Raw genomic sequence first — 19,666 nt, 5'->3', positions numbered from 1 at the left:
ATTAATTCCTCCAATACAAATATTTATATTGCATTATGTTTAATCTTTCTTAAGTCTAGTACTAAATCCAGAACACCAGTTAAGACAAGAATTTGTCCAAACATAGCCCCTAATAATACAAGTATTAAAATAATTGTAATAAGTACTTTATTTAAATTCCACTTTATTAAAAAGAATTTTAAAACTGCAAAACCTTGTACAAACATAGCCATATATGCAATAAAAAATATATTTGATTGAATTATTCTTACATTAATATTGAATACACTCATCAAATAAGATAGTAACAATAACACAGCCATTGCTATCATAAAATTTCTTGGAAAAGAAAAATGACTTATACCCGTATGTTGTCTAATATCTATAGAAAACCTCTTTGCAAACTTACTTGCTACAATGTAATTAACATATGACATAGCAACTGATGAAACTATTAAAATTGCAGGAAATAAATTATTAATAATATATGACATAGTTATAGCCATATTATCCAATTCTTCAGCAATACCACTTATACTTTCATTATCTATATTTCCAGCAGTACCAATAAGCATATCCTTAGTCATATTGATGCTTTCTTCATACATTAACTCTAACTGCTGAACAAAACTTATTCCTAGAATTGCCTGCATCAGTAATACAAATATAACAAATGAAATCATAAATGCTGCTGATCCATACAAAATTGTTTTATTTGGTTCTTCATTTTTACAAGTACCATATGCAAGAGCTATCGACATGGGAGAATATAAAATTAAAAATGTAATCCCATTTTGTAAACCTAACAGCATGCTAATCAAAATACCTGCTGCAATTAAAGATAGACTGGCATACCTCAATCCCTTCCTCTTAGCTAAAAAAATAGCTGGTGTAGGATAAAAAAATAACACAAAGGAAAAGAAAGATGATATATATGCTACTATAACTAGTATTCCTGTTATCATTGCAGCCTCAGTAATACTAGAAGTTTTCAAGTTTCTATTCATATTTCCCTCTATTCAAATATACTTTAATTATAATATTTTACCCTAAATTCTTTATAAAGTCAAAATTAATTTTCCTTTACACTTCTTTATCTTTTCATTATACTAATGATAACAATATATTGAAAGAGGTGGCTATATGAAGAGAAAAATTTGTTTAATACTGGCTATTATTATGATACTATCTACACTAACATCTTACGCCTTTGCTAGAGAATTAGACGAAGAAAAATTTGAATCAGATGTCGAATTTATGCAAGATGTAATTAAATTTGTCCTACAAGATTATCAGTATGAAGTAGATCAAGACGATATTATCAATGGACTTTACGTTGGTTTTTTTAATGTTTTAGATGAATATAGCGTATATTATACTCCAGAAGAATATCAATCATTGATTGATAACACTGCTGGTGAATTTACTGGAATTGGAGTTCAAATTATTGATTCTGAAGGACAAGTTACTGTGTTAACTCCATTAGCAGATTCTCCAGCAATTAAAGCAGGTATTGAGCCAGGAGATATTATAAAATATGTTGATGGGTTAGATATTACAGGAATGACAATTGGAGAAGCATCAGCTATCATTAAGGGTCCTGAAGGCACTACAGTAAAAATTGGCGTTATTCGTGACGGAAAAAATTTAAATTTTGATGTAATTCGAAACAAAATCGTTACTAGTACTGTAGAAGGAAAAATCTTAGAGAATAATATCGGTTATCTTAAAATTACTGAATTTGCTAATAATACAGTTGAACTTGCAAAAAAAGAACTTGATGTTTTTGATGAAAGCAATATAAAAGATATTGTAATAGATTTAAGAAACAATGGTGGCGGTACTTTAAAAGCAGCAATTGATATGTTGAATTTATTCGTTACTGAAGGACCAGTGGTATATGTTGATTATGCAACAGGAGAAGAATATGTTTATTCAAGTAATCTAAAACAACAAAAATATGATATAGCAGTTTTAATAAATGGCGGAAGCGCCAGTGCAACAGAAATTTTTGCTGGTGCTGTTAAATATAAGAATGAAGGAGTAATAGTAGGGACTAAATCCTTTGGCAAAGGAATAGTTCAATCTCTGTATCGTTTGAAAAATGGTTCAGGTGTTAAATTTACTACTGCAGAATATTTTTCAATTGATAAAACTCCCGTTCATAAAATAGGAATCACACCACATATTGTAGTAGAAAATCCAAAAATAGATACATCAAAATATCCTGAATTCAGCAAAGAGCAAAAACCAAACTTAGGTGATGTAAGCCTTGATGTGCTTTCTGCTGAAATGATATTACAGACTTTAGGTTACGACGTAAATGAACCTGATGGTGTTTATGACAATACATCATTTGAACAAGTGAAAAACTTCCAAGATGATAATAATTTAAGTGCTTACGGTACAATTGATATAGCTACACAAAACAAATTATATTCAGAATTATTAGAATATGCTAACAGTAGCATGGAAGATATACAGCTTGAAAAAGCAATTGAACAACTATTAAACAATTAAAAATAAGTATAGATATGTTAATCAGTATACATAATTCGTTAGTTGTATTTTATATAAATACAATTGCAAAAATACAGAAAAAATTTTTAAAAAAACTGTTGACAAAGAATTTTTCTGGTGTTACAATTCATAAAAATTAAAAAATAAAAGCTGTGAAGGAGAAAAAACTTTTCACAATGGCACGTCACAGAGAGTCGGTCTTAGCTGAAAGCCGATACTGTCATGAAAACACACTCGCTCCCGAGCTGATTTTCTGAAATTAGTAGGAAAATACGTCGCCTCGTTAAAGGCTAAGGATTTGTTAGAATCTGATTTTGAGTGGTTTTCTTTTTTTAGTATTTAATTTTATATTAAACTAGAAAACAATTTGGGTGGTACCGCGGAATTATATCCGTCCCTGAGAGTATTAATACTTTCATGGACGGATTTTTTATTTTACTCTGTTTCGTCGACAAATCAGAGATTTTATGAAGAATTAAGGAGATTAACATGGATAAAATTATAAAAATTTTTGACACAACTTTAAGAGATGGTGAACAGTCACCTGGCTGTAGTATGAATTTAAAAGAAAAAATTGAAATATCACAACAATTAGAAAGATTGAATGTAGATATTATTGAAGCCGGATTTGCAGCTGCATCACCTGGAGATTTAAACTCCATACAAGAAATTTCAAAAAATATAAATAACTGCATAATAACAAGTTTGGCTAGAGCACATAAAGATGATATCGACAAGGCAATTGAAAGTTTAAAATATGCAAAGCATCCTCGTATTCATGTTTTTTTAGCAACATCACCAATACACATGAAACACAAATTAAGAATGAACCCTGACGAAGTTGTTGAAAAGGTTGAAAGTATGGTTGCTTATGCTAAATTAAAATGTAATGATATTGAATTTTCTGCAGAAGATGCTACTAGAAGCGATATAGATTTTCTTGCTAAAGTATTTAATAAGGCTATAAAAGCTGGCGCAACTACAATTAATATTCCAGATACCGTCGGTTATACAACGCCTGACGAATATTATAACTTTATCACAGATATTATAAATAGATGCCCTGCATTAAAAACAGTAGACATATCTGTTCATTGTCATAATGATTTAGGTCTTGGTGTTGCAAACTCTATTGCTGCAATAAAGGCTGGAGCTACTCAAATTGAATGTACTATTAATGGAATTGGAGAAAGGGCTGGAAATGCAGCTTTAGAAGAAATTGTAATGGCTCTTAAAACTAGAAAAGACCTTTACAACGCTGATACTAGAATAGATACTAAGCAAATAACTAAAAGCAGCAATCTATTAACTAGAATTACAGGAATAAAGGTACAGCCTAACAAGGCAATAGTAGGAGCAAATGCCTTTGCTCACGAATCTGGCATTCACCAGCATGGAGTTCTTAACAACAAAAAAACTTACGAAATATTAACTCCTGAATCAATAGGACTTGATACAAATAAGTTAGTTCTTGGCAAACACTCAGGTAGACATGCTTTTAATGACAAATTAATACAACTTGGATACAGCTTATCAAAAAAAGAATTAGATGAAGCATTTAAAAGATTCAAAAATCTTGCAGATAAAAAGAAAGATGTATATGACAAAGATATTGACGCTTTAGTTTCTAGGCAAAAAATTGAGGTTCCAAAAGCTTTTGAACTTGAAAAATATGTAATTAACAGTGGTAATGTTATAACTTCAACTGCTACAGTTGCTATCAAAAAAGACAATACCATAATAGAGGAAGTTGCTGTAGGAGAAGGACCAATTTATGCTTCCTTTAAAGCAATTGAAAAAGTATATGGGAAAAAATTAGAATTAGATGACTTTTCATTAAATTCGATAACTGAAGGTGAAGATGCATTAGGCGATGCCGTCGTAAGGCTAAAAGAAAATGGACAAACATATGTAGGCAGAGGTTTAAGTACAGATATTATTGAAGCAAGTATAAAGGCATATATTAACGCTTTAAATAAAATTAAATATACAAATCAAAATAATTAATAACAAGGAGGAACACAATGGGCATGACAATGACACAAAAAATCTTAGCATCCCATGCTGGGATAAATGAAGTTAAAGCAGGACAATTTATTGAAATTAATTTAGACTTAGTTCTTGGAAATGATATTACAACACCAGTAGCAATTAAAGAATTTGAGAAAATGGGTGCTAAAAAAGTTTATGATAAAGATAAAGTTGTTGTTGTTTTAGATCACTTCGTACCTAATAAAGATATAAAATCAGCAGAACAATGTAAAACATCAAGATGTTTTTGTAAAAATCAAGAAATATCAAATTTCTTTGATGTTGGACAAATGGGCATTGAACATGCTCTATTACCAGAAAAAGGATTGGTCGTTTCAGGAAACACCGTAATAGGAGCTGACTCCCACACTTGTACTTACGGTGCCTTAGGTGCATTTTCTACAGGAGTAGGAAGCACTGACATGGCTGCAGGAATGGCAACAGGTCAAATGTGGCTAAAAGTTCCTTCTGCTATAAAAATAAATTTAACAGGTAAACCAAATAAATATGTTTGTGGAAAAGACATTATTCTATATCTAATAGGCAAAATTGGTGTTGATGGAGCATTATATAAATCATTAGAATTTACAGGTGAAGGAATTAAAGAACTTACTATGGATGATAGATTTACTATTTCAAATATGGCAATAGAAGCTGGTGGAAAAAACGGAATTTTTCCTGTTGATGATAAAACTATAAAATACATGAAGGAACATTCAACAAAACCTTATACAATTTATGAGGCAGATGAAGATGCGGAGTATGAACAAGTAATTGATATAGATTTAAACACTTTAAAATCAATTGTTGCATTCCCTCATTTGCCTGAAAATACTAGAATAATAAATGAAGTAGGTGAAGTTAAAATCCACCAATCTGTAATTGGTTCTTGTACAAATGGAAGAATTGAAGATATGAGAATGGCAGCACAAATATTAAAAGGTCATAAAGTTCATCCTGATGTACGAACAATAATCATTCCAGCTACACAAGCAATTTACAAACAATGTATAACAGAAGGCTTAGCTGAAATATTTATAGATTCAGGAGCAATTATAAGTACTCCAACTTGCGGACCTTGTCTTGGAGGATATATGGGAATACTAGCCGATGGTGAGCGTGCAATAACTACTACAAACAGAAATTTCGTAGGTCGCATGGGGCATGTTGGCTCCGAAGTATATCTAGCAAGCCCTGCTGTAGCAGCAGCTTCTGCAATAGTTGGCAAAATTGCTGATCCTAATGAAATATAAATATTAAACTATTTGGAGGTCATATAAATGAATGTAAAAGGTAAAGTATATAAATATGGAAATGATATAGATACAGATGTAATAATACCAGCAAGATATTTAAACACAATAGATCCAACATCGCTGGCTAGTCATTGCATGGAGGATATTGATAAAGGTTTTGCAACAAATGTAAAAGATGGGGATATTATTGTAGCTTTAAAAAACTTTGGTTGTGGCTCTTCAAGAGAACATGCTCCGATAGCAATTAAGGCAGCTGGAGTATCATGTGTAATAGCAAAAAGCTATAGTAGGATTTTTTATAGGAATTCTTTTAACATAGGTCTTCCCATACTTGAATGTGATGAAGCTGCAGAAAAAATCCAAGATGAAGATATAGTTTCTGTAGACTTTAAAAGTGGCAAAATTACTAACCATACAAAAAACGAAATATATAATGCTGAACCATTTCCCCAGTTTATACAACAAATTATTGATAATGGTGGATTAGTAGGATACGTACATAAAAAACTATCAAACTAATCGTCGTAGGGGACGCATTGTATGCGTCCCGTTCATTTAAAATAAACAATCAGGAGTATAATTATGATATATAAAATAGCAGTAATTAAAGGTGACGGTATTGGTCCAGAAATAGTTGAAGAGGCCATAAAAATTTTGAATAAAATAGGTGATAAATACAATCACAACTTTGATTTCAATGAAGTATTAGCAGGTGGTATAGCAATAGACAAAGTAGGAAAAAACCTCCCTAATGAAACCTTGGAAATATGTAGAAATAGTGACGCTGTAATTCTTGGGGCTGTAGGAGGACCTAAGTGGGACAGTCTTCCAGGTAATGAACGTCCAGAAAAAGCTCTACTTGAATTAAGAAAAAAATTAAATTTATATTCTAATATTCGTCCTGCAGTTATGTTTGACGTTTTAAAAGAATCTTGTCCTTTAAAACCTGAAATAATAAAAGGGGGTATGGATATAGTCATAGTTAGAGAACTTACAAGTGGAATTTATTTTGGTGAAAAATATTCAAAAGGTGATTATGCTTGTGACTCTATGGAATATTCAAAGTATGAAATAGAAAGAATAGCACACCAGGCATTTAAAATTGCTCAAACAAGAAATAAACAAGTTACAAGTGTTGACAAATCAAATGTTTTAGAAACATCAAGACTATGGAGAAAAACTGTAAATGAAATAGCAAAAAAGTATCCTGACATAACACTTAACCACATGTATGTTGATAATGCTGCAATGCAGTTAGTAAAAAATCCAAAACAATTTGATGTAATTGTAACTGAAAACATGTTTGGAGATATACTTTCAGATGAAGCAAGTATGATTACAGGATCTATTGGAATGCTCCCTTCAGCATCTTTAGGGGACAATAATTTTGGAATGTATGAACCTGTACATGGTTCAGCCCCTGATATAGCAGGTTCTAACAAAGCAAATCCAATTGCAACAATATTATCAATTTCAATGATGTTAAAATACTCTTTTGATCTTCAAAAAGAATCTGATAACATCGAACATGCCGTTAAGAAAGCATTAAAGGATGGTTTCAGAACACCTGATATCGGTAAAATAGGCGAAAAAATTATTACCACACAAGAAATGGGTAATATTATAGTTGAAAATATCTAATTTCAAAAAAATTCATTAAATCTATTCTGAATTCAGTGAAGAATTTCTTAAATTCAAGAAATAATTCTTCACTAAATTCAGAATAACAAAAAATACTCTACAACATTTTATGTTCTGCTCAGAGATGCTTGATCACATAAATATTCTCCTATATTATTATTCATATTAAAAGCAGTTAATATACCTTCGCTTATAACTTCAGCCATTTCATAAATTAAAGAAAGTCTAGTATCTTGAACTAAATCATTAAACTCCTTCTCACTAGAATCAACTATTCCAATTATTGACACATCCCCAATTTCAGGCAGATATTTCCCAATTCCTTTACCAGGATTAATAGGACCATGCCTTACCTCTATTATACCCTGCTTTTTCTTATTACTTAAACATGCGTCAATAGCTAATACATTATTATATTTCTTATTTTTAATTGTCTTTATATTTTCATTTAAATTTAAAGCATGGACAGGCTTATCTAAAGTTCCAAATACGTCTACAGATATATTTTTTTTAACTAACATTGTTCCGATTAAAGGTCCTAAACTATCAATAATACATTTATCAGTACCTATACATATAATCGCCGTATGTTGATTTAAATACTCTGATAAATAATGACCTATTTTAATATTTGCGAAATTGTTTTTATAATGAACTTCTATTGGATTCAAAGGAAACACCCCCTCGTATTTAGTATATACGGGAGGGGGTGCTTTTATGCTATCATTCTTCTATTTTAACTTCATAAGTAATTGGTACTACTTTCTCTAGCATAGCAGCTACACCACAATATTTTTCCATTGAAAGCTTTACAATTTTCTCTAATTCATTAAAAGATAAATTTTTACCCTTAAATTTATATAATATTTTTATATAATTATATATTTTAGGATCCTCATCTCTTGTTTCAGATTCAATATAAACATTCAAATCATCGACATTAATTTTATTTTCTTCTATCATAGACATTATATCAATACCTGAACAACCTACTAGCCCAGCCAATAGCAAGGCCTTAGGACTTGGTCCTAAATTATTACCACCATTTTCAACTGTAGTATCAGTTGTTACCTTATGGCCATTAATATCCATTTCAAAAGCCATGTTTCCTATTAATTTAGCATTTATCTGTGTTTTTAACACTGTTTGAATCCTCCTGTAGTCATTTAATCTATTTCATTATTTTCATAATAACATATATAATCTCTATAACTATATAAAATCTTCTTCTAAATTTAATTCTTCATAGCTAGTATAATTACTTTCTAAAACATTTCTTCTTAAAACTAAGTACAATTGGGCATTAGTAGCATGAATATATGGATTAACAAATAAAACACCAATACCAAAGGCAAGTAATCCTAGTAAAATCCATCCAATAAAAGATAACTGCAAACAAAATAATTCAAATTTATTACCCATCATCATTTCATTACTTAGTTCGATAGCCCTTTTAGCACCAATATTAGGATTATCGGATAAAATATAAGGAACCATATAATAAGCATACACTTTTACAATAGAAGGTATTATTAACACAAGGGAAAATAACAATAATATAAATTTTCGACTAAAAATTGCTATAACTATAGCTGCAATATATAATAATGACCAAAGAAATATATAAAATGCCCTAAGAAACATAGCAGATACAATACCTTTAAAATTTTGGCCATCAAAAGCAAAGCCAATACATCCATCAGTGTTTTTGTATTGAGCGCTACGAACAAAATATTTCATTCCACCAACCTCTAGTGAATACCCAATAAGCAAACGAAATGCGAAAATTAATAAAGCTATAGTTATAAATATGCCAATAGCATTAGGATTAAAATTAATAAACCCTTCGATATCTTCTTTGTGAAAATTATACCCTGAATTACCTCCGCCGTTTCCACCTCCAGCAATTAAAATAACGATACTTATAAAAAATGACTTCCAATAATTCCCCTTTAAAGCGCTCTTCGCTAATGATTTTAGCTCAGGTCTAGTCCACATTTAATAATATCCCCCTATATATTAGTTGTCGTATAATCAATCCTTATTCCATATCTCCACAAATATGTAAAGGTATTTTTCACCTTATATATTATATCATATAATTATATTCAACTCTACCATTAATTTCACACAACTCAAGATAACATATATATATTATTCAATACTCAGAATTTCTATAACCATGTTTTTCTATTGTTTTTACCTTATACTTAATGTATAATTTTATTATTAGATTAGATTAAAGTAAGTTTAAAAGAAATAATCTCTTAGGAGAGGTGAACTTATGAAAACGAAAATAGGTATATTAATAACTGCAATGATAGGTTTTGTATTAGGTTTCTTTGGTGTTATAGTATCAATATTTGCAGACGGGGACATATTTGAAAAACTAAATACAGCCTTTGTAATATTATTAATTTATGGTGCCTTAAGCTGTATATTAGGTTTATTATATAAAAGCACTTATAAGAAATTTGTAATTACTCTATCATTACCTGGAATTGTATTTTTAATAATTTACTTGTTTAGCGAATTCAATATTATGTATATCGGTTATATGTTCTTAATTCTAACGACATCCTTTGTTGGAGGAAGTATCGGGAAAAAAATACATAACTAAATGTGATTTTTGTAAATCTGAATGCCTTTATGACATTCAGATTTATTTAAAATACCCTGCATTTTTTTAGAAAAGTATCAATGTTTTGTTTTTCCTTTTCTTTATTTACATTTGTCCTTCCCAATCTATCACAATAACCTAGAAGAGCAACTTCTTTATAATCTGTTTCTTCCTTCATTGTTTTTATATCTGCAAATGGTAATTCTTTCACTACATGAAGAATTTGCATATGCCATCTTACTAAAGAAGCTACTTTATTAATAAACTGTTCGTCTGTTACAAATTCTCTTAGAAATTCCATTGCTAATACAGCTCCCACCTTATCGTGGTCATATGAAGTAATCTTACCTTTTCTAATTTTAGTTGTATCCGGTTTTCCTATATCATGTAATAAGGCAGCCCACATAAATATTTTTTCATTTTTGCTTTTAATCTTTTCTTTTGCTGCATAATCAATAACTAACATCGTATGATTCCAAGCATTACCTTCAGGATGGTGTACAGGTGACTGATCAGCATTTTTCAAATTATATAACATATGAAAAGGAAGTTTCTTTAATATAGAAGTGTTTAAAATGCTATTGAAATATTCAGATGGTTTTTCATCCAGCAATAAATGATTATTCATTTCATAAAACAAATATTCCTTAGTTTCATCATCAGTTAAATTATAATTTAATTTTCTTTGTTTAAGATGCACTAATTTCCTCCGTCATATATTTTTTAAAATATTTTAATATAATTCTATCATACCACACCAATTTTAAATTATCCTTTAACAATATGGTAACATTTTTAGTAAATTAATAAAAAAACTATAAACTGTAAAATAATAGTTTATAGTTTTTTCAAATTCTGAAGATTAAAAATAACTTTACTCTATATTGTTTTTGTACTTTTTAAATTCCATATATCTTTTTTGGCTTTCATCGTAAATTTTTTGTTCTTCTTCATTAGTAATTTCTAAAGATGGAACAACTCTTGGTTTTCCATCTGAATCTAATGCAACAAATGTAAAATAACCAGTTAAGGCTACTTTAGGCTCTTCGTCTTTAAATACATCTTCTACTAAAACCGTAACTGAAACTTCCATTGAACTTCTACCAACAAATGTCATCTTGCTTTTGCAATTAACAAAATTACCTATATGAATCGGATAATGAAATTCCACCCTGTCAACTCTTGCAGTTACTACATTAGAACCTGCATGTCTTGAAGCAACTATCCCCGCTGAATTATCCATTAACTTCAAAACTTCTCCACCATGTATATTACCTGCTATATTTGCTTGTTCTGGCTGCATTAAACAACCTACTTCTACTTTTGTTTGTTCTACTGTTTTAGAATCTATGATAATCACCTCTTTATTTTGATGTCAATAATAATTATAACAAATCGTATTATAAATTACTATTAATTTTTAGTTTAGTTTACTATTTGCTAAATCAAGTTGACAATATTCAGTAATTTTTCATGTTTAAAAAGATATCTTAATATGTTATAATACACCTTTCGCCCTATAGCATAATAAACACTTTATTACATATATAGTATAAAAACAAAAAAAAGGATGAATTTGATATGAAAAAGAAAATAATTGTTTTATTATTTATTTTAATGCTTGTTTTTACCAGCATTTCCTGTAACGCAAATGTATCTAGAGACAATGAAACAGAAACAGAAAAAATCAATGAAAGTATATTAGACAAAGAACTTAAAATACATTTTATAGATGTAGGTCAAGCAGATTGTACAATTATTGAGTTGCCAAATGAAGAAGAAATTTTAATTGATGCGGGAAATATGGGAGATGCAGATACTATTATCAATTATTTAGATAAATTAAATATTGAAGATATAGAATATATGATTTTAACTCACCCACATGAAGATCATATTGGATCTGCAATAGATATAATAGAAAATATAGATATAGATAATGTATATATGCCCGATGTATCTTATGATTCTAAACTATACGAAAATACACTGTCTTCCATAAATGAAAATAATATACCAGTAACAATGGCATCGGGTGGATTAGTAATTATTGACTCTCCAAATTTAAAATTTGAAGTATTAGGACCTAATACAATGTATTACTCTGAATTAAATGAATATTCAGTTGTAACTAAACTTACATATGAAGATACCTCTTATTTATTTACAGGGGATGCAGAAAGTGTTTCGGAGTTGGAAATGATTAGAAAGGGGTATGATTTAGATTCTGACTTGCTTAAAGTTGGTCATCATGGAGGTAGGACTAGTTCAAGTCGTGATTTCATACAAGCTGTAACTCCAAAATATTCAATTATATTCTCTGAAAAAGGAAATAGTTATGGACATCCCCATGAAGAAACTTTATCAAAACTTTCTTCTATGAACTCTGATATTTATAGAATCGATGAATCAGGAACTATAATTGCTACTTCTAATGGTCAATCAATTTCAATTAATACATCTGCATCTGTTATAACTCAAGATTCTGAAAAAACTAGTAATTCAAGCACTAATAATGAATCAGAGAAGAATATTCAATATGTTGGAAATAAAAATTCCTTCGTATTTCATGACTCAAGTTGTAGTTCTGTAGATGATATGAAAGATTCCAATAAAGTAATCTTTTCTGAAAGAAAAGAAGCAATAAATCAAGGATACAAACCATGCGGAAGATGCAACCCATAGTTTAGCATGGTATATATAACATTCATGACTGTTTATAGCAGAGAGCACTGAGTCTCTCTGCTATGATGTTTACGAATAAGGCTGCAGTTTATCTTTGTTAGCTTCTAATAACCTCTTTGCTTTTTCCACAGACAAATTATAACTTTGCCAATTGTATTCTAAATTACTATACTTTTCTTTTATTCCTATAAAGTAAGATATAGCTTTAGATTTAGTAATAATCTCAACATCTTTATCTATTAACCTCATTATTTGAGGAGCAGCATCAATTGATAAACTCATTAAATAATTTACATCAATTGTTTCAGTTTGCCCGTTGAAATACATATCTATATTTCTTTTAGCAATAATAGTATCAATTTGAACTATATTAATAGATAAATAATAAACAAGGCTTATAACTACATATATAGCTAATATATTAAAATTATGTTGAATTATATAAATCAATGTTGCTAATAATCCAAATCCTTCAAATATCAAGAATAAATAAACCAATATTCTTAATCTTGTAAATCCATATACACCATCATAAAGAGACATCCTATAAAAAGAAGAAATAAGCAAAACACCAGTTAATATACATAAGTATATTAATAAAAGCTTCGTTAATTGTCCCCACTTACTTTTTTCAACATATATTTTTTCCTTCAATAAAAATGTAGTTAATAATATTAAGGCTATATTTAAAATACTTAAAAAGACCAACTCAAAGAACCCACGTCTTGCATATTCTGAATAGTTAAGGTCATAAGGGAGTTCTCCTGATGAAAATAAATACTTAAATTGTATGATAATAAACATTGAGTAAATAATTAATACTGAACCTAACAAAATATTTAAAATAATAACATCACCATTTATTTGTTTAACAGAATTTGAATTTTCATAATTTAATTCAGTAATATCATTATCATTTTCAACAAAAACAGAATATAAATGACCGAACAAATACAACCCTACTAATGAACCGATAATAAACTTAAAAATATAAAAAAAGTTTAACATTTTTGCAATCCATGTATTAAATGAAATAACATTTTTATAAAATATTAAATCTGCAGATGAAAGTATTATTATAAGAAACAATACACATGGAATTGATATAAAAAGACCTATTAATACTCTTTTTATAAGCAAATTTTTTTCTTTATTTTTAGATTTTTCAGCTACCCATTTAAATGGAACTATAAAGTGAAAGAAAGGTACAAACATATTTAAAATAATTTTAAATATGTTTGCTATGTTTAAATTTTTTAAATTAAAGTTTTCATTAAACATTAGAAACATAACACTGTACAAAAACACAATTACAAAGAAATTCGTTGTTTGCCACATGTTGTTTGCACTTATAAAACGGTTTAAAGATAATACAAAGATAGGTATCATTATTAAAATACCTTTATTATTTTTTACCTCTTTCTTGTTTTTTACAATAAAAAATACGGAAACAAATTGAATTATTATAAATACTGGAACACTGATTCCAGGATTTGGAGTCAAAATTAAATATATATATGTAATCGTTGAAAGAATCCCATATAAAGATAATCTTACTTTTATTTTACTATCCATATCTACTCCTTTGCACATTACCGGCATATAATGATTATTTTCTTGATACATAACAGCCCCCAATAAATTATTTGTATTTTAATTATAACAAATATTTGTTATAAGTCAATAATTATTTATCGTATTTCAATAAATAATTATTGACTAAAAGAGTGCCAACATTTATGAAGTTCAGAATGACATTAATACAATATTAAAGGTACTTTAAAAGAAACTAAAAAATGCAGAACTTAAGATGTTCTGCATTTTTTCTCTTCTTTACTATTATTTATATCCTAAAAATTCATCATATATATCTAGTCTTCTATCTTTCTTAGTTGAATTATATTTATTTTGTCCATGAGCCCTAGTTCTTGCAAAATTACAATCACCATATATAATCTGCTCTGTATCATCTGCTGGACCAGCAATTGAAATACCAGATGTTTTAACAATTAAACTTCTGCCTGGAAATACCATTTCCCTTTCTGTTCCAACTCTATCAGCGGCTGCAATATATATACCACTGCTATGAGCTGCTGCCATCGCTAAAATAGGACCAAAATTTTTCATATTATTAGGCAAAGTCTCATTATTTGTCCAATTAGTAGGTATACATATAATATCAGTACCTTGCGCTGCAAGTATTCTATATGTTTCAGGAAACCACATATCATAGCATATAATCATACCAATTCTGCCTATTGGAGTATGAAAAACAGGAAGACCAAGATTCCCCTGTTCAAACCATAAAAATTCCTCTTCCCATAAATGAAGTTTTCTGTATTTACCAATTAAACCGTTAGGTCCAATTAATACAGCAGTATTATACAAATCAACTCCATCAATTTCAGTTATGCCTGATACTATATAAACGTTTCTATCATGAGCAACCTTAATCCAAGACTTTACACTTATACTATCTTGAATATCCTCTGCTAATGCAATAGCTTCTTCTCTATTGTCAAATGCATATCCAGAGTTAGCCATTTCAGGCAATACTATAAGAACTGCTTTATTATCTGCAGCTTCATTAATCATCCTAACTGATTTTTTTATATTATTTTCTGTATCACCAATTTTTATATCCATTTGCAAACAAGCTACTTTTACTTCTAGTGACTTTCTCTTTACTATTTTATCAGACATTTTTATCCCCCTTACTTTCCATATGTTTTTATTTTGTTGCTTTCAATTTGTTGATATATCAACAAATTTGAAAGTCAATACTCTTTTAACGTTACTATATTTTACTATATTATTTTATAGTAATCAATGAAAATATATCTACAGTTAAATTGTTTTTATTACATAAAAATAAAGCACTGTACAATTAGAAATGAAATACTTATAACATAGATAATATATATTTCTAGGTAACATATATTATCTGTGTTATAATATTATAGTGATGTAAAAATTAAAGTATGTTTAAAAGGAGATGTCATGGAAATTAAGGAATTATTCGACAAATTAATAAGAATGATAAAACAGCCTAATACTTTTGAAAACCCTGACTTTACTGAAAAGCCACCAAGACAGGGTAAAAAATTCAATATTAAAATATTTTTAATTATCCCAGCAATTGTTTTAGCTATATCATTAATATTGTCTTGTCAGTATACTGTAGAAGAAACAGAACAGGCTGTTGTAACAACTCTTGGCAAGGTAACAAAAGTTGAAACTGCAGGTCTTCATTTTAAGTTGCCTTACCCAATTCAAGATGTTACTAAAGTAGAAGTGAATAAAACACAAAAATTACAAATAGGTTATGCTAGTTCAAATGAAAATGAAGGATATAGCAATTCAGCTGCTGTAGCAGATGAAGCAAAAATGATTACAGGAGACTTTAATATAGTAAACATAGACTTCTTTATTGAGTGGAAAATATCTGATCCTGTAAAGTTTTTATACAACTCTGATGAGCCCTCTCAAATTCTTAAAATGATATCACAATCGTCAGCAAGAAGTGTTATCGGTTCTAATGATGTAGATGGAGTTTTAACAACAGAAAAGTCTATTATACAAGCAGAAATAAGAGAAAAAATTATTACGAAATTAGAAAATTATGATTTAGGTGTACAAGTATTAGATGTGAAAATACAAGATAGTGAGCCTCCAACAGCTGATGTAATAGCAGCATTTAAGAACGTAGAAACAGCAAAACAGGAAAAGGAAACAAGAATAAATGAAGCATTAGCTTATAAAAACAAAACACTACCAGCAGCAGAAAGTCAAGCAGATAAATTAATTAGAGAAGCAGAGTCCTATAGAGAATCTAGGATAAATGCAGCAAAGGGTGAAGTAGCAAAATTCAATGCCATGTATACAGAATATGCTAAAAATAAAACTATTACTAAAACAAGAATGTATCTAGAAACAATCGAAGAAATTCTACCAGGCATAACTGTATACATTGATTCATCAGAAGGTGGCGTACAAAAAATGCTACCGCTAAAGAGTTTTTCAACGACTACGGTAAATGACCCAGACGGAGGTGAATCTAATGCAGGAAACTAAAAATAATAGCAAAAATAAAATAGGTTCATTTATTAAAATATTAATTGTAATTCTATTATTAATATCAATAATAAATGCCATCTATATCGTTAAAGAAAATGAATATGCTTATGTTACAAGGTTCTCAAAGTTTGTTGAAATTCAAGATACAGCAGGATTACACTTTAAAATTCCTTTATTAGATAAGGTTGAAACACTTCCACAATTTAGAATGAAGTATGATATTCCAGCTTCGGAGGTATTAACAGGAGATAAAAAGACATTAGTTGTAGATAATTTTGCAGTATGGCAAATAGACGACCCCTATACATTTATGAAAACAGTAAGCAGAATTTCTGAAATGGAAAACCGAATAGATGCTGTAGTATATAATGCAGTAAAGAACACACTAGGAACAATGGATCAATCAGATATAATTAATTCTGATAATGGCTCAATAGATAATGTAAATATAAAGATAACAGATATGGTCAATGCACAACTTAAAAATTATGGTATTTCAACAATAGCAGTAGAAATAAAAAGATTAGATTTACCAAAAGATAATGAATCAGCAGTATATAATAGGATGATATCTGAAAGAACACAAATGGCAGAAAGTTATAGAGCAGATGGTAATTTAGAAGCTAGTAAAGTAGTAAACGAAACAGATAAAGAAGTAGGAATTTTACTGTCAAAAGCTGAAGCTACTGCTGAAGAATTAAAAGGAGAAGGCGAAAGTGAATATATGAAAATTATAGCAAATGCTTACTCCACAGAAGATAGAGCAAATTATTATGAATTTGTAAGAAGCTTAGAAGCTTTAAAAGTGACTATGCAAGGAGAAAAAACTATATTCTTGCCAGCAGATAGCTATATAGTTAGAGTGTTAAATGGTGGAAATTAAGAACTCTAAGTATTGATTGCAACAAAAACTCCCTAATTACTGTTACAATTAGGGAGTTTTTATGCATTATTACTTTTTTTCAAGGGCATCCTTAACTGCGTTAATAATTCCCTTACTTGTAACAGTTGCCCCTGAAACTGCGTCTACATCAGGTGTTTGATTTTCTATAATTGCTGACGTAATTGTTTCTATTGCATTGCTACTTACTCCTTTAGTTTCATTGTGATATATAACCTCAATATCTGTTATTATATCGTCCTTCATTGTAACTTTTACCTTTAAAGGACCACCTATTCCTCTGTCTTCTCCTATTAACTCTCCAGTTTGACAAATAACTTCTCCAGGCTCTTTCCAATCTGCTATAATAGGAGTTTTACCTAACATTACAGATTCCATAGTTACATCATTCTTATTTTTAGCTGCATTTCTACCCGATATTCTTCCAAAGGCCACACATTCTCCTAAATTTCCCGTTCCTTGATAAATACCTGAAAACATTGAGCCTAACTCCCCGGCGCTGTAAAGATGTGGAATTACATTGCCCTTCACATCTAATATTTCACCATTTTCATTTCTTTCAGGTCCACCCTGAGTATTAGTAAAGGAGGGAACTAATTCCATCGCATAATAAGGAGCTTTTTCGATAGATTTGAGAGTGTCTTTAGCTCTACTAAAGATAGGGTCCTTTTTATCATAACAATATTCGTTATATTCTGATATTTGCTTTTGTAAATTTACAGGGTTAACTCCAATTTTTTCAGCTAATTCATTTATAGTATTTGCTTTTACTATTATACCTCTTTCTATTTCTTCCTCATTTCCTTCACTCCATGTAGGATAGACAGACTGTGAAAGACGAGCAGTTTCGTCAAATATTGCATATGCAGGAAGAGACAAAGCCATCTGATTCCATGTACCGTGAAAATTAACATGACCATGGTTCGGTAGCACTGATTCATCGACAAACCTGGTTCCATCTGCTCCTACAAAAATAACATTTTGTGTTGCAAAACCTGTACTTAAAGTATCCTTCTTCCCTTGAATAGCATAAGCAAATGTTGTATTAGTTTCTGGGTTTAAAACATTTAAATCAGGTCCGGCTAGATTGCTCATATGCCACAAATTTGCTTTAACTTCCATTGCCATTTTAATTCCGTCTCCTGTATTGTATCTTGCTGCTTTTGAATAACCATAAGGCAATTGTAAATAATCTTGAATCATTTGCTGATTGTTTTCAAATCCCCCTGTACAAAGAACTACTCCATTCTTAGCACGAATATTTAATAATGTTCCATTATTATCAACCTTAACTCCGTGAATTATTTTCGTTTTAGGATCTTGTATTAATCCTACTCCCGGCGATTCATACCATATATCAATTAAAGTACGTCTATCTTCAACTGCCTCTTGCAATGTTCTATACAACGAACTTGTCCAAGCTTCACCATCTATTAACGTTGCATCCATTACTTCTCCACCAGGATAATTATATTCCTGAAAGGGAAAAACAGTAATATTTTGAGCTCCAATTTTTTTAAGCCAGTCATAGTTTTCGCTTACTGATTCTAAATATGATTTTATCATTTCATCACTCGGCGTATTGAATTTACCACGAAGATACTTAAAATATTCAATACCTTTATCCATATCCTCTGTATCAATGCTTAAAACACCTTGCCCAGCAAACCTTGTGTTGCCTCCTTCTTCACCTTTAGGAGCCTTCTCAAGAAGAAGTACCTTTGCTCCCTCATCAGCTGCTTCTATGCTTGCTGTGGCTCCTGCTCCTCCATATCCAACAACAATAACGTCATATTCACCATGCCATTCTACTTTTTTTAAAAAGTCATTATTTTGATTTGTTTCAATATTTGACTGTTTTTGCATATTCAATGTTTCAAGTGAAAAACCAGTTATGGTTTGCATGAAAATTATAACAACTAAAAGTAATACAAATGATTTTCTCATCTTAGCCTC

At 29.7% G+C, this 19,666-nt stretch carries 18 protein-coding genes and 1 other annotated feature; of the genes, 9 read left to right on the top strand and 9 right to left on the bottom strand.

All coding sequences use genetic code 11. The features are described 5' to 3' along the window. Window positions 1–23: 23 nt before the first annotated feature. Complete coding sequence (locus U8307_RS07785) at window positions 24–986, bottom strand: DUF2232 domain-containing protein (RefSeq protein ID WP_326906714.1); 963 nt, start codon at window positions 984–986, stop codon at window positions 24–26. Window positions 987–1,122: 136 nt separating this feature from the next. Here U8307_RS07785 and U8307_RS07780 point away from each other — a divergent pair, with 136 nt between their 5' ends. From U8307_RS07780 to leuB, 5 genes are all read left to right on the top strand, one after another. Continuing rightward, a complete protein-coding gene (locus tag U8307_RS07780) occupies window positions 1,123–2,499 on the top strand; it encodes a S41 family peptidase (protein ID WP_326906713.1) in 1,377 nt (458 codons plus the stop codon). Window positions 2,500–2,642: 143 nt separating this feature from the next. Further along, window positions 2,643–2,901, top strand: a binding site (T-box leader). Window positions 2,902–2,988: 87 nt separating this feature from the next. Next, complete coding sequence (locus tag U8307_RS07775) at window positions 2,989–4,506, top strand: 2-isopropylmalate synthase (RefSeq protein WP_326906711.1); 1,518 nt, start codon at window positions 2,989–2,991, stop codon at window positions 4,504–4,506. 17 nt (window positions 4,507–4,523) lie between these two features. Further along, window positions 4,524–5,783, top strand: a complete 1,260-nt coding sequence (leuC, locus tag U8307_RS07770; RefSeq protein WP_326906710.1) for a 3-isopropylmalate dehydratase large subunit — start codon at window positions 4,524–4,526, stop codon at window positions 5,781–5,783. Window positions 5,784–5,810: 27 nt separating this feature from the next. Then, the gene (leuD, locus tag U8307_RS07765) at window positions 5,811–6,305 is read left to right on the top strand and encodes a 3-isopropylmalate dehydratase small subunit (protein WP_326906708.1); all 495 of its coding nucleotides are present in this window, start codon (window positions 5,811–5,813) and stop codon (window positions 6,303–6,305) included. A gap of 63 nt (window positions 6,306–6,368) precedes the next feature. Further along, window positions 6,369–7,427: a 3-isopropylmalate dehydrogenase gene (gene leuB, locus U8307_RS07760; protein ID WP_326906706.1), complete on the top strand. Its 1,059-nt coding sequence runs from the start codon at window positions 6,369–6,371 to the stop codon at window positions 7,425–7,427. A gap of 107 nt (window positions 7,428–7,534) precedes the next feature. On the opposite strand, the gene yyaC is transcribed toward leuB, so the two are convergent. The 3 genes from yyaC to U8307_RS07745 all read right to left on the bottom strand — a co-directional run bounded on the left by yyaC (window position 7,535) and on the right by U8307_RS07745 (window position 9,425). Then, window positions 7,535–8,098 (bottom strand): spore protease YyaC, encoded by a 564-nt coding sequence (yyaC, locus tag U8307_RS07755; RefSeq protein WP_326906705.1) that lies wholly within the window; start codon window positions 8,096–8,098, stop codon window positions 7,535–7,537. Window positions 8,099–8,150: 52 nt separating this feature from the next. Beyond that, entirely contained in the window at window positions 8,151–8,570 is a 420-nt protein-coding gene (locus tag U8307_RS07750; RefSeq protein ID WP_326906703.1) for an OsmC family protein, read from the bottom strand. 69 nt (window positions 8,571–8,639) lie between these two features. After that, the gene (locus U8307_RS07745; RefSeq protein WP_326906701.1) at window positions 8,640–9,425 is read right to left on the bottom strand and encodes a DUF975 family protein; all 786 of its coding nucleotides are present in this window, start codon (window positions 9,423–9,425) and stop codon (window positions 8,640–8,642) included. 286 nt (window positions 9,426–9,711) lie between these two features. On the opposite strand from U8307_RS07745, the gene U8307_RS07740 reads away from it, so the two are divergent. Beyond that, window positions 9,712–10,047, top strand: coding sequence for a DUF6954 family protein (locus tag U8307_RS07740; RefSeq protein ID WP_326906699.1), 336 nt, complete (start codon window positions 9,712–9,714; stop codon window positions 10,045–10,047). Between the two features lie 46 nt (window positions 10,048–10,093). Here U8307_RS07740 and U8307_RS07735 read toward each other — a convergent pair whose 3' ends face one another. Together U8307_RS07735 and U8307_RS07730 are read right to left on the bottom strand one after the other, a co-directional pair. Continuing rightward, window positions 10,094–10,747: an HDIG domain-containing metalloprotein gene (locus U8307_RS07735; RefSeq protein WP_326906697.1), complete on the bottom strand. Its 654-nt coding sequence runs from the start codon at window positions 10,745–10,747 to the stop codon at window positions 10,094–10,096. A 174-nt stretch (window positions 10,748–10,921) separates the two neighbouring features. Continuing rightward, window positions 10,922–11,407 carry an acyl-CoA thioesterase gene (locus U8307_RS07730; protein ID WP_326906696.1) on the bottom strand — a complete coding sequence of 162 codons (486 nt, stop codon included), beginning with the start codon at window positions 11,405–11,407 and terminating at the stop codon, window positions 10,922–10,924. A gap of 221 nt (window positions 11,408–11,628) precedes the next feature. Between U8307_RS07730 and U8307_RS07725 the strand changes: the two genes are divergently transcribed. Beyond that, complete coding sequence (locus U8307_RS07725; RefSeq protein ID WP_326906694.1) at window positions 11,629–12,732, top strand: ComEC/Rec2 family competence protein; 1,104 nt, start codon at window positions 11,629–11,631, stop codon at window positions 12,730–12,732. Window positions 12,733–12,801: 69 nt separating this feature from the next. On the opposite strand, the gene U8307_RS07720 is transcribed toward U8307_RS07725, so the two are convergent. Both U8307_RS07720 and U8307_RS07715 read right to left on the bottom strand, forming a co-directional pair. Then, window positions 12,802–14,358, bottom strand: a complete 1,557-nt coding sequence (locus tag U8307_RS07720) for a DUF4153 domain-containing protein (protein WP_326906692.1) — start codon at window positions 14,356–14,358, stop codon at window positions 12,802–12,804. Window positions 14,359–14,571: 213 nt separating this feature from the next. Then, a complete protein-coding gene (locus U8307_RS07715) occupies window positions 14,572–15,435 on the bottom strand; it encodes a nitrilase family protein (RefSeq protein ID WP_326906690.1) in 864 nt (287 codons plus the stop codon). A 297-nt stretch (window positions 15,436–15,732) separates the two neighbouring features. On the opposite strand from U8307_RS07715, the gene hflK reads away from it, so the two are divergent. Both hflK and hflC read left to right on the top strand, forming a co-directional pair. Further along, entirely contained in the window at window positions 15,733–16,806 is a 1,074-nt protein-coding gene (gene hflK, locus U8307_RS07710; protein ID WP_326906688.1) for an FtsH protease activity modulator HflK, read from the top strand. Next, entirely contained in the window at window positions 16,793–17,692 is a 900-nt protein-coding gene (gene hflC, locus U8307_RS07705) for a protease modulator HflC (protein WP_326906686.1), read from the top strand. The genes hflK and hflC overlap by 14 nt, the downstream gene beginning before the upstream one ends. A 69-nt stretch (window positions 17,693–17,761) precedes the next feature. On the opposite strand, the gene U8307_RS07700 is transcribed toward hflC, so the two are convergent. Beyond that, on the bottom strand, window positions 17,762–19,657 hold the full coding sequence (locus U8307_RS07700) for an FAD-binding protein (protein WP_326906684.1): 1,896 nt from the start codon (window positions 19,655–19,657) through the stop codon (window positions 17,762–17,764). Window positions 19,658–19,666: the final 9 nt, after the last annotated feature.

Origin of the sequence: Sedimentibacter sp. MB31-C6, assembly GCF_035934735.1 — a bacterium.
GTDB lineage: Bacteria > Bacillota > Clostridia > Tissierellales > Sedimentibacteraceae > Sedimentibacter.
Note: the sequence above shows the minus strand (reverse complement) of the source record. Positions and strands in the feature narration are given on the sequence as shown.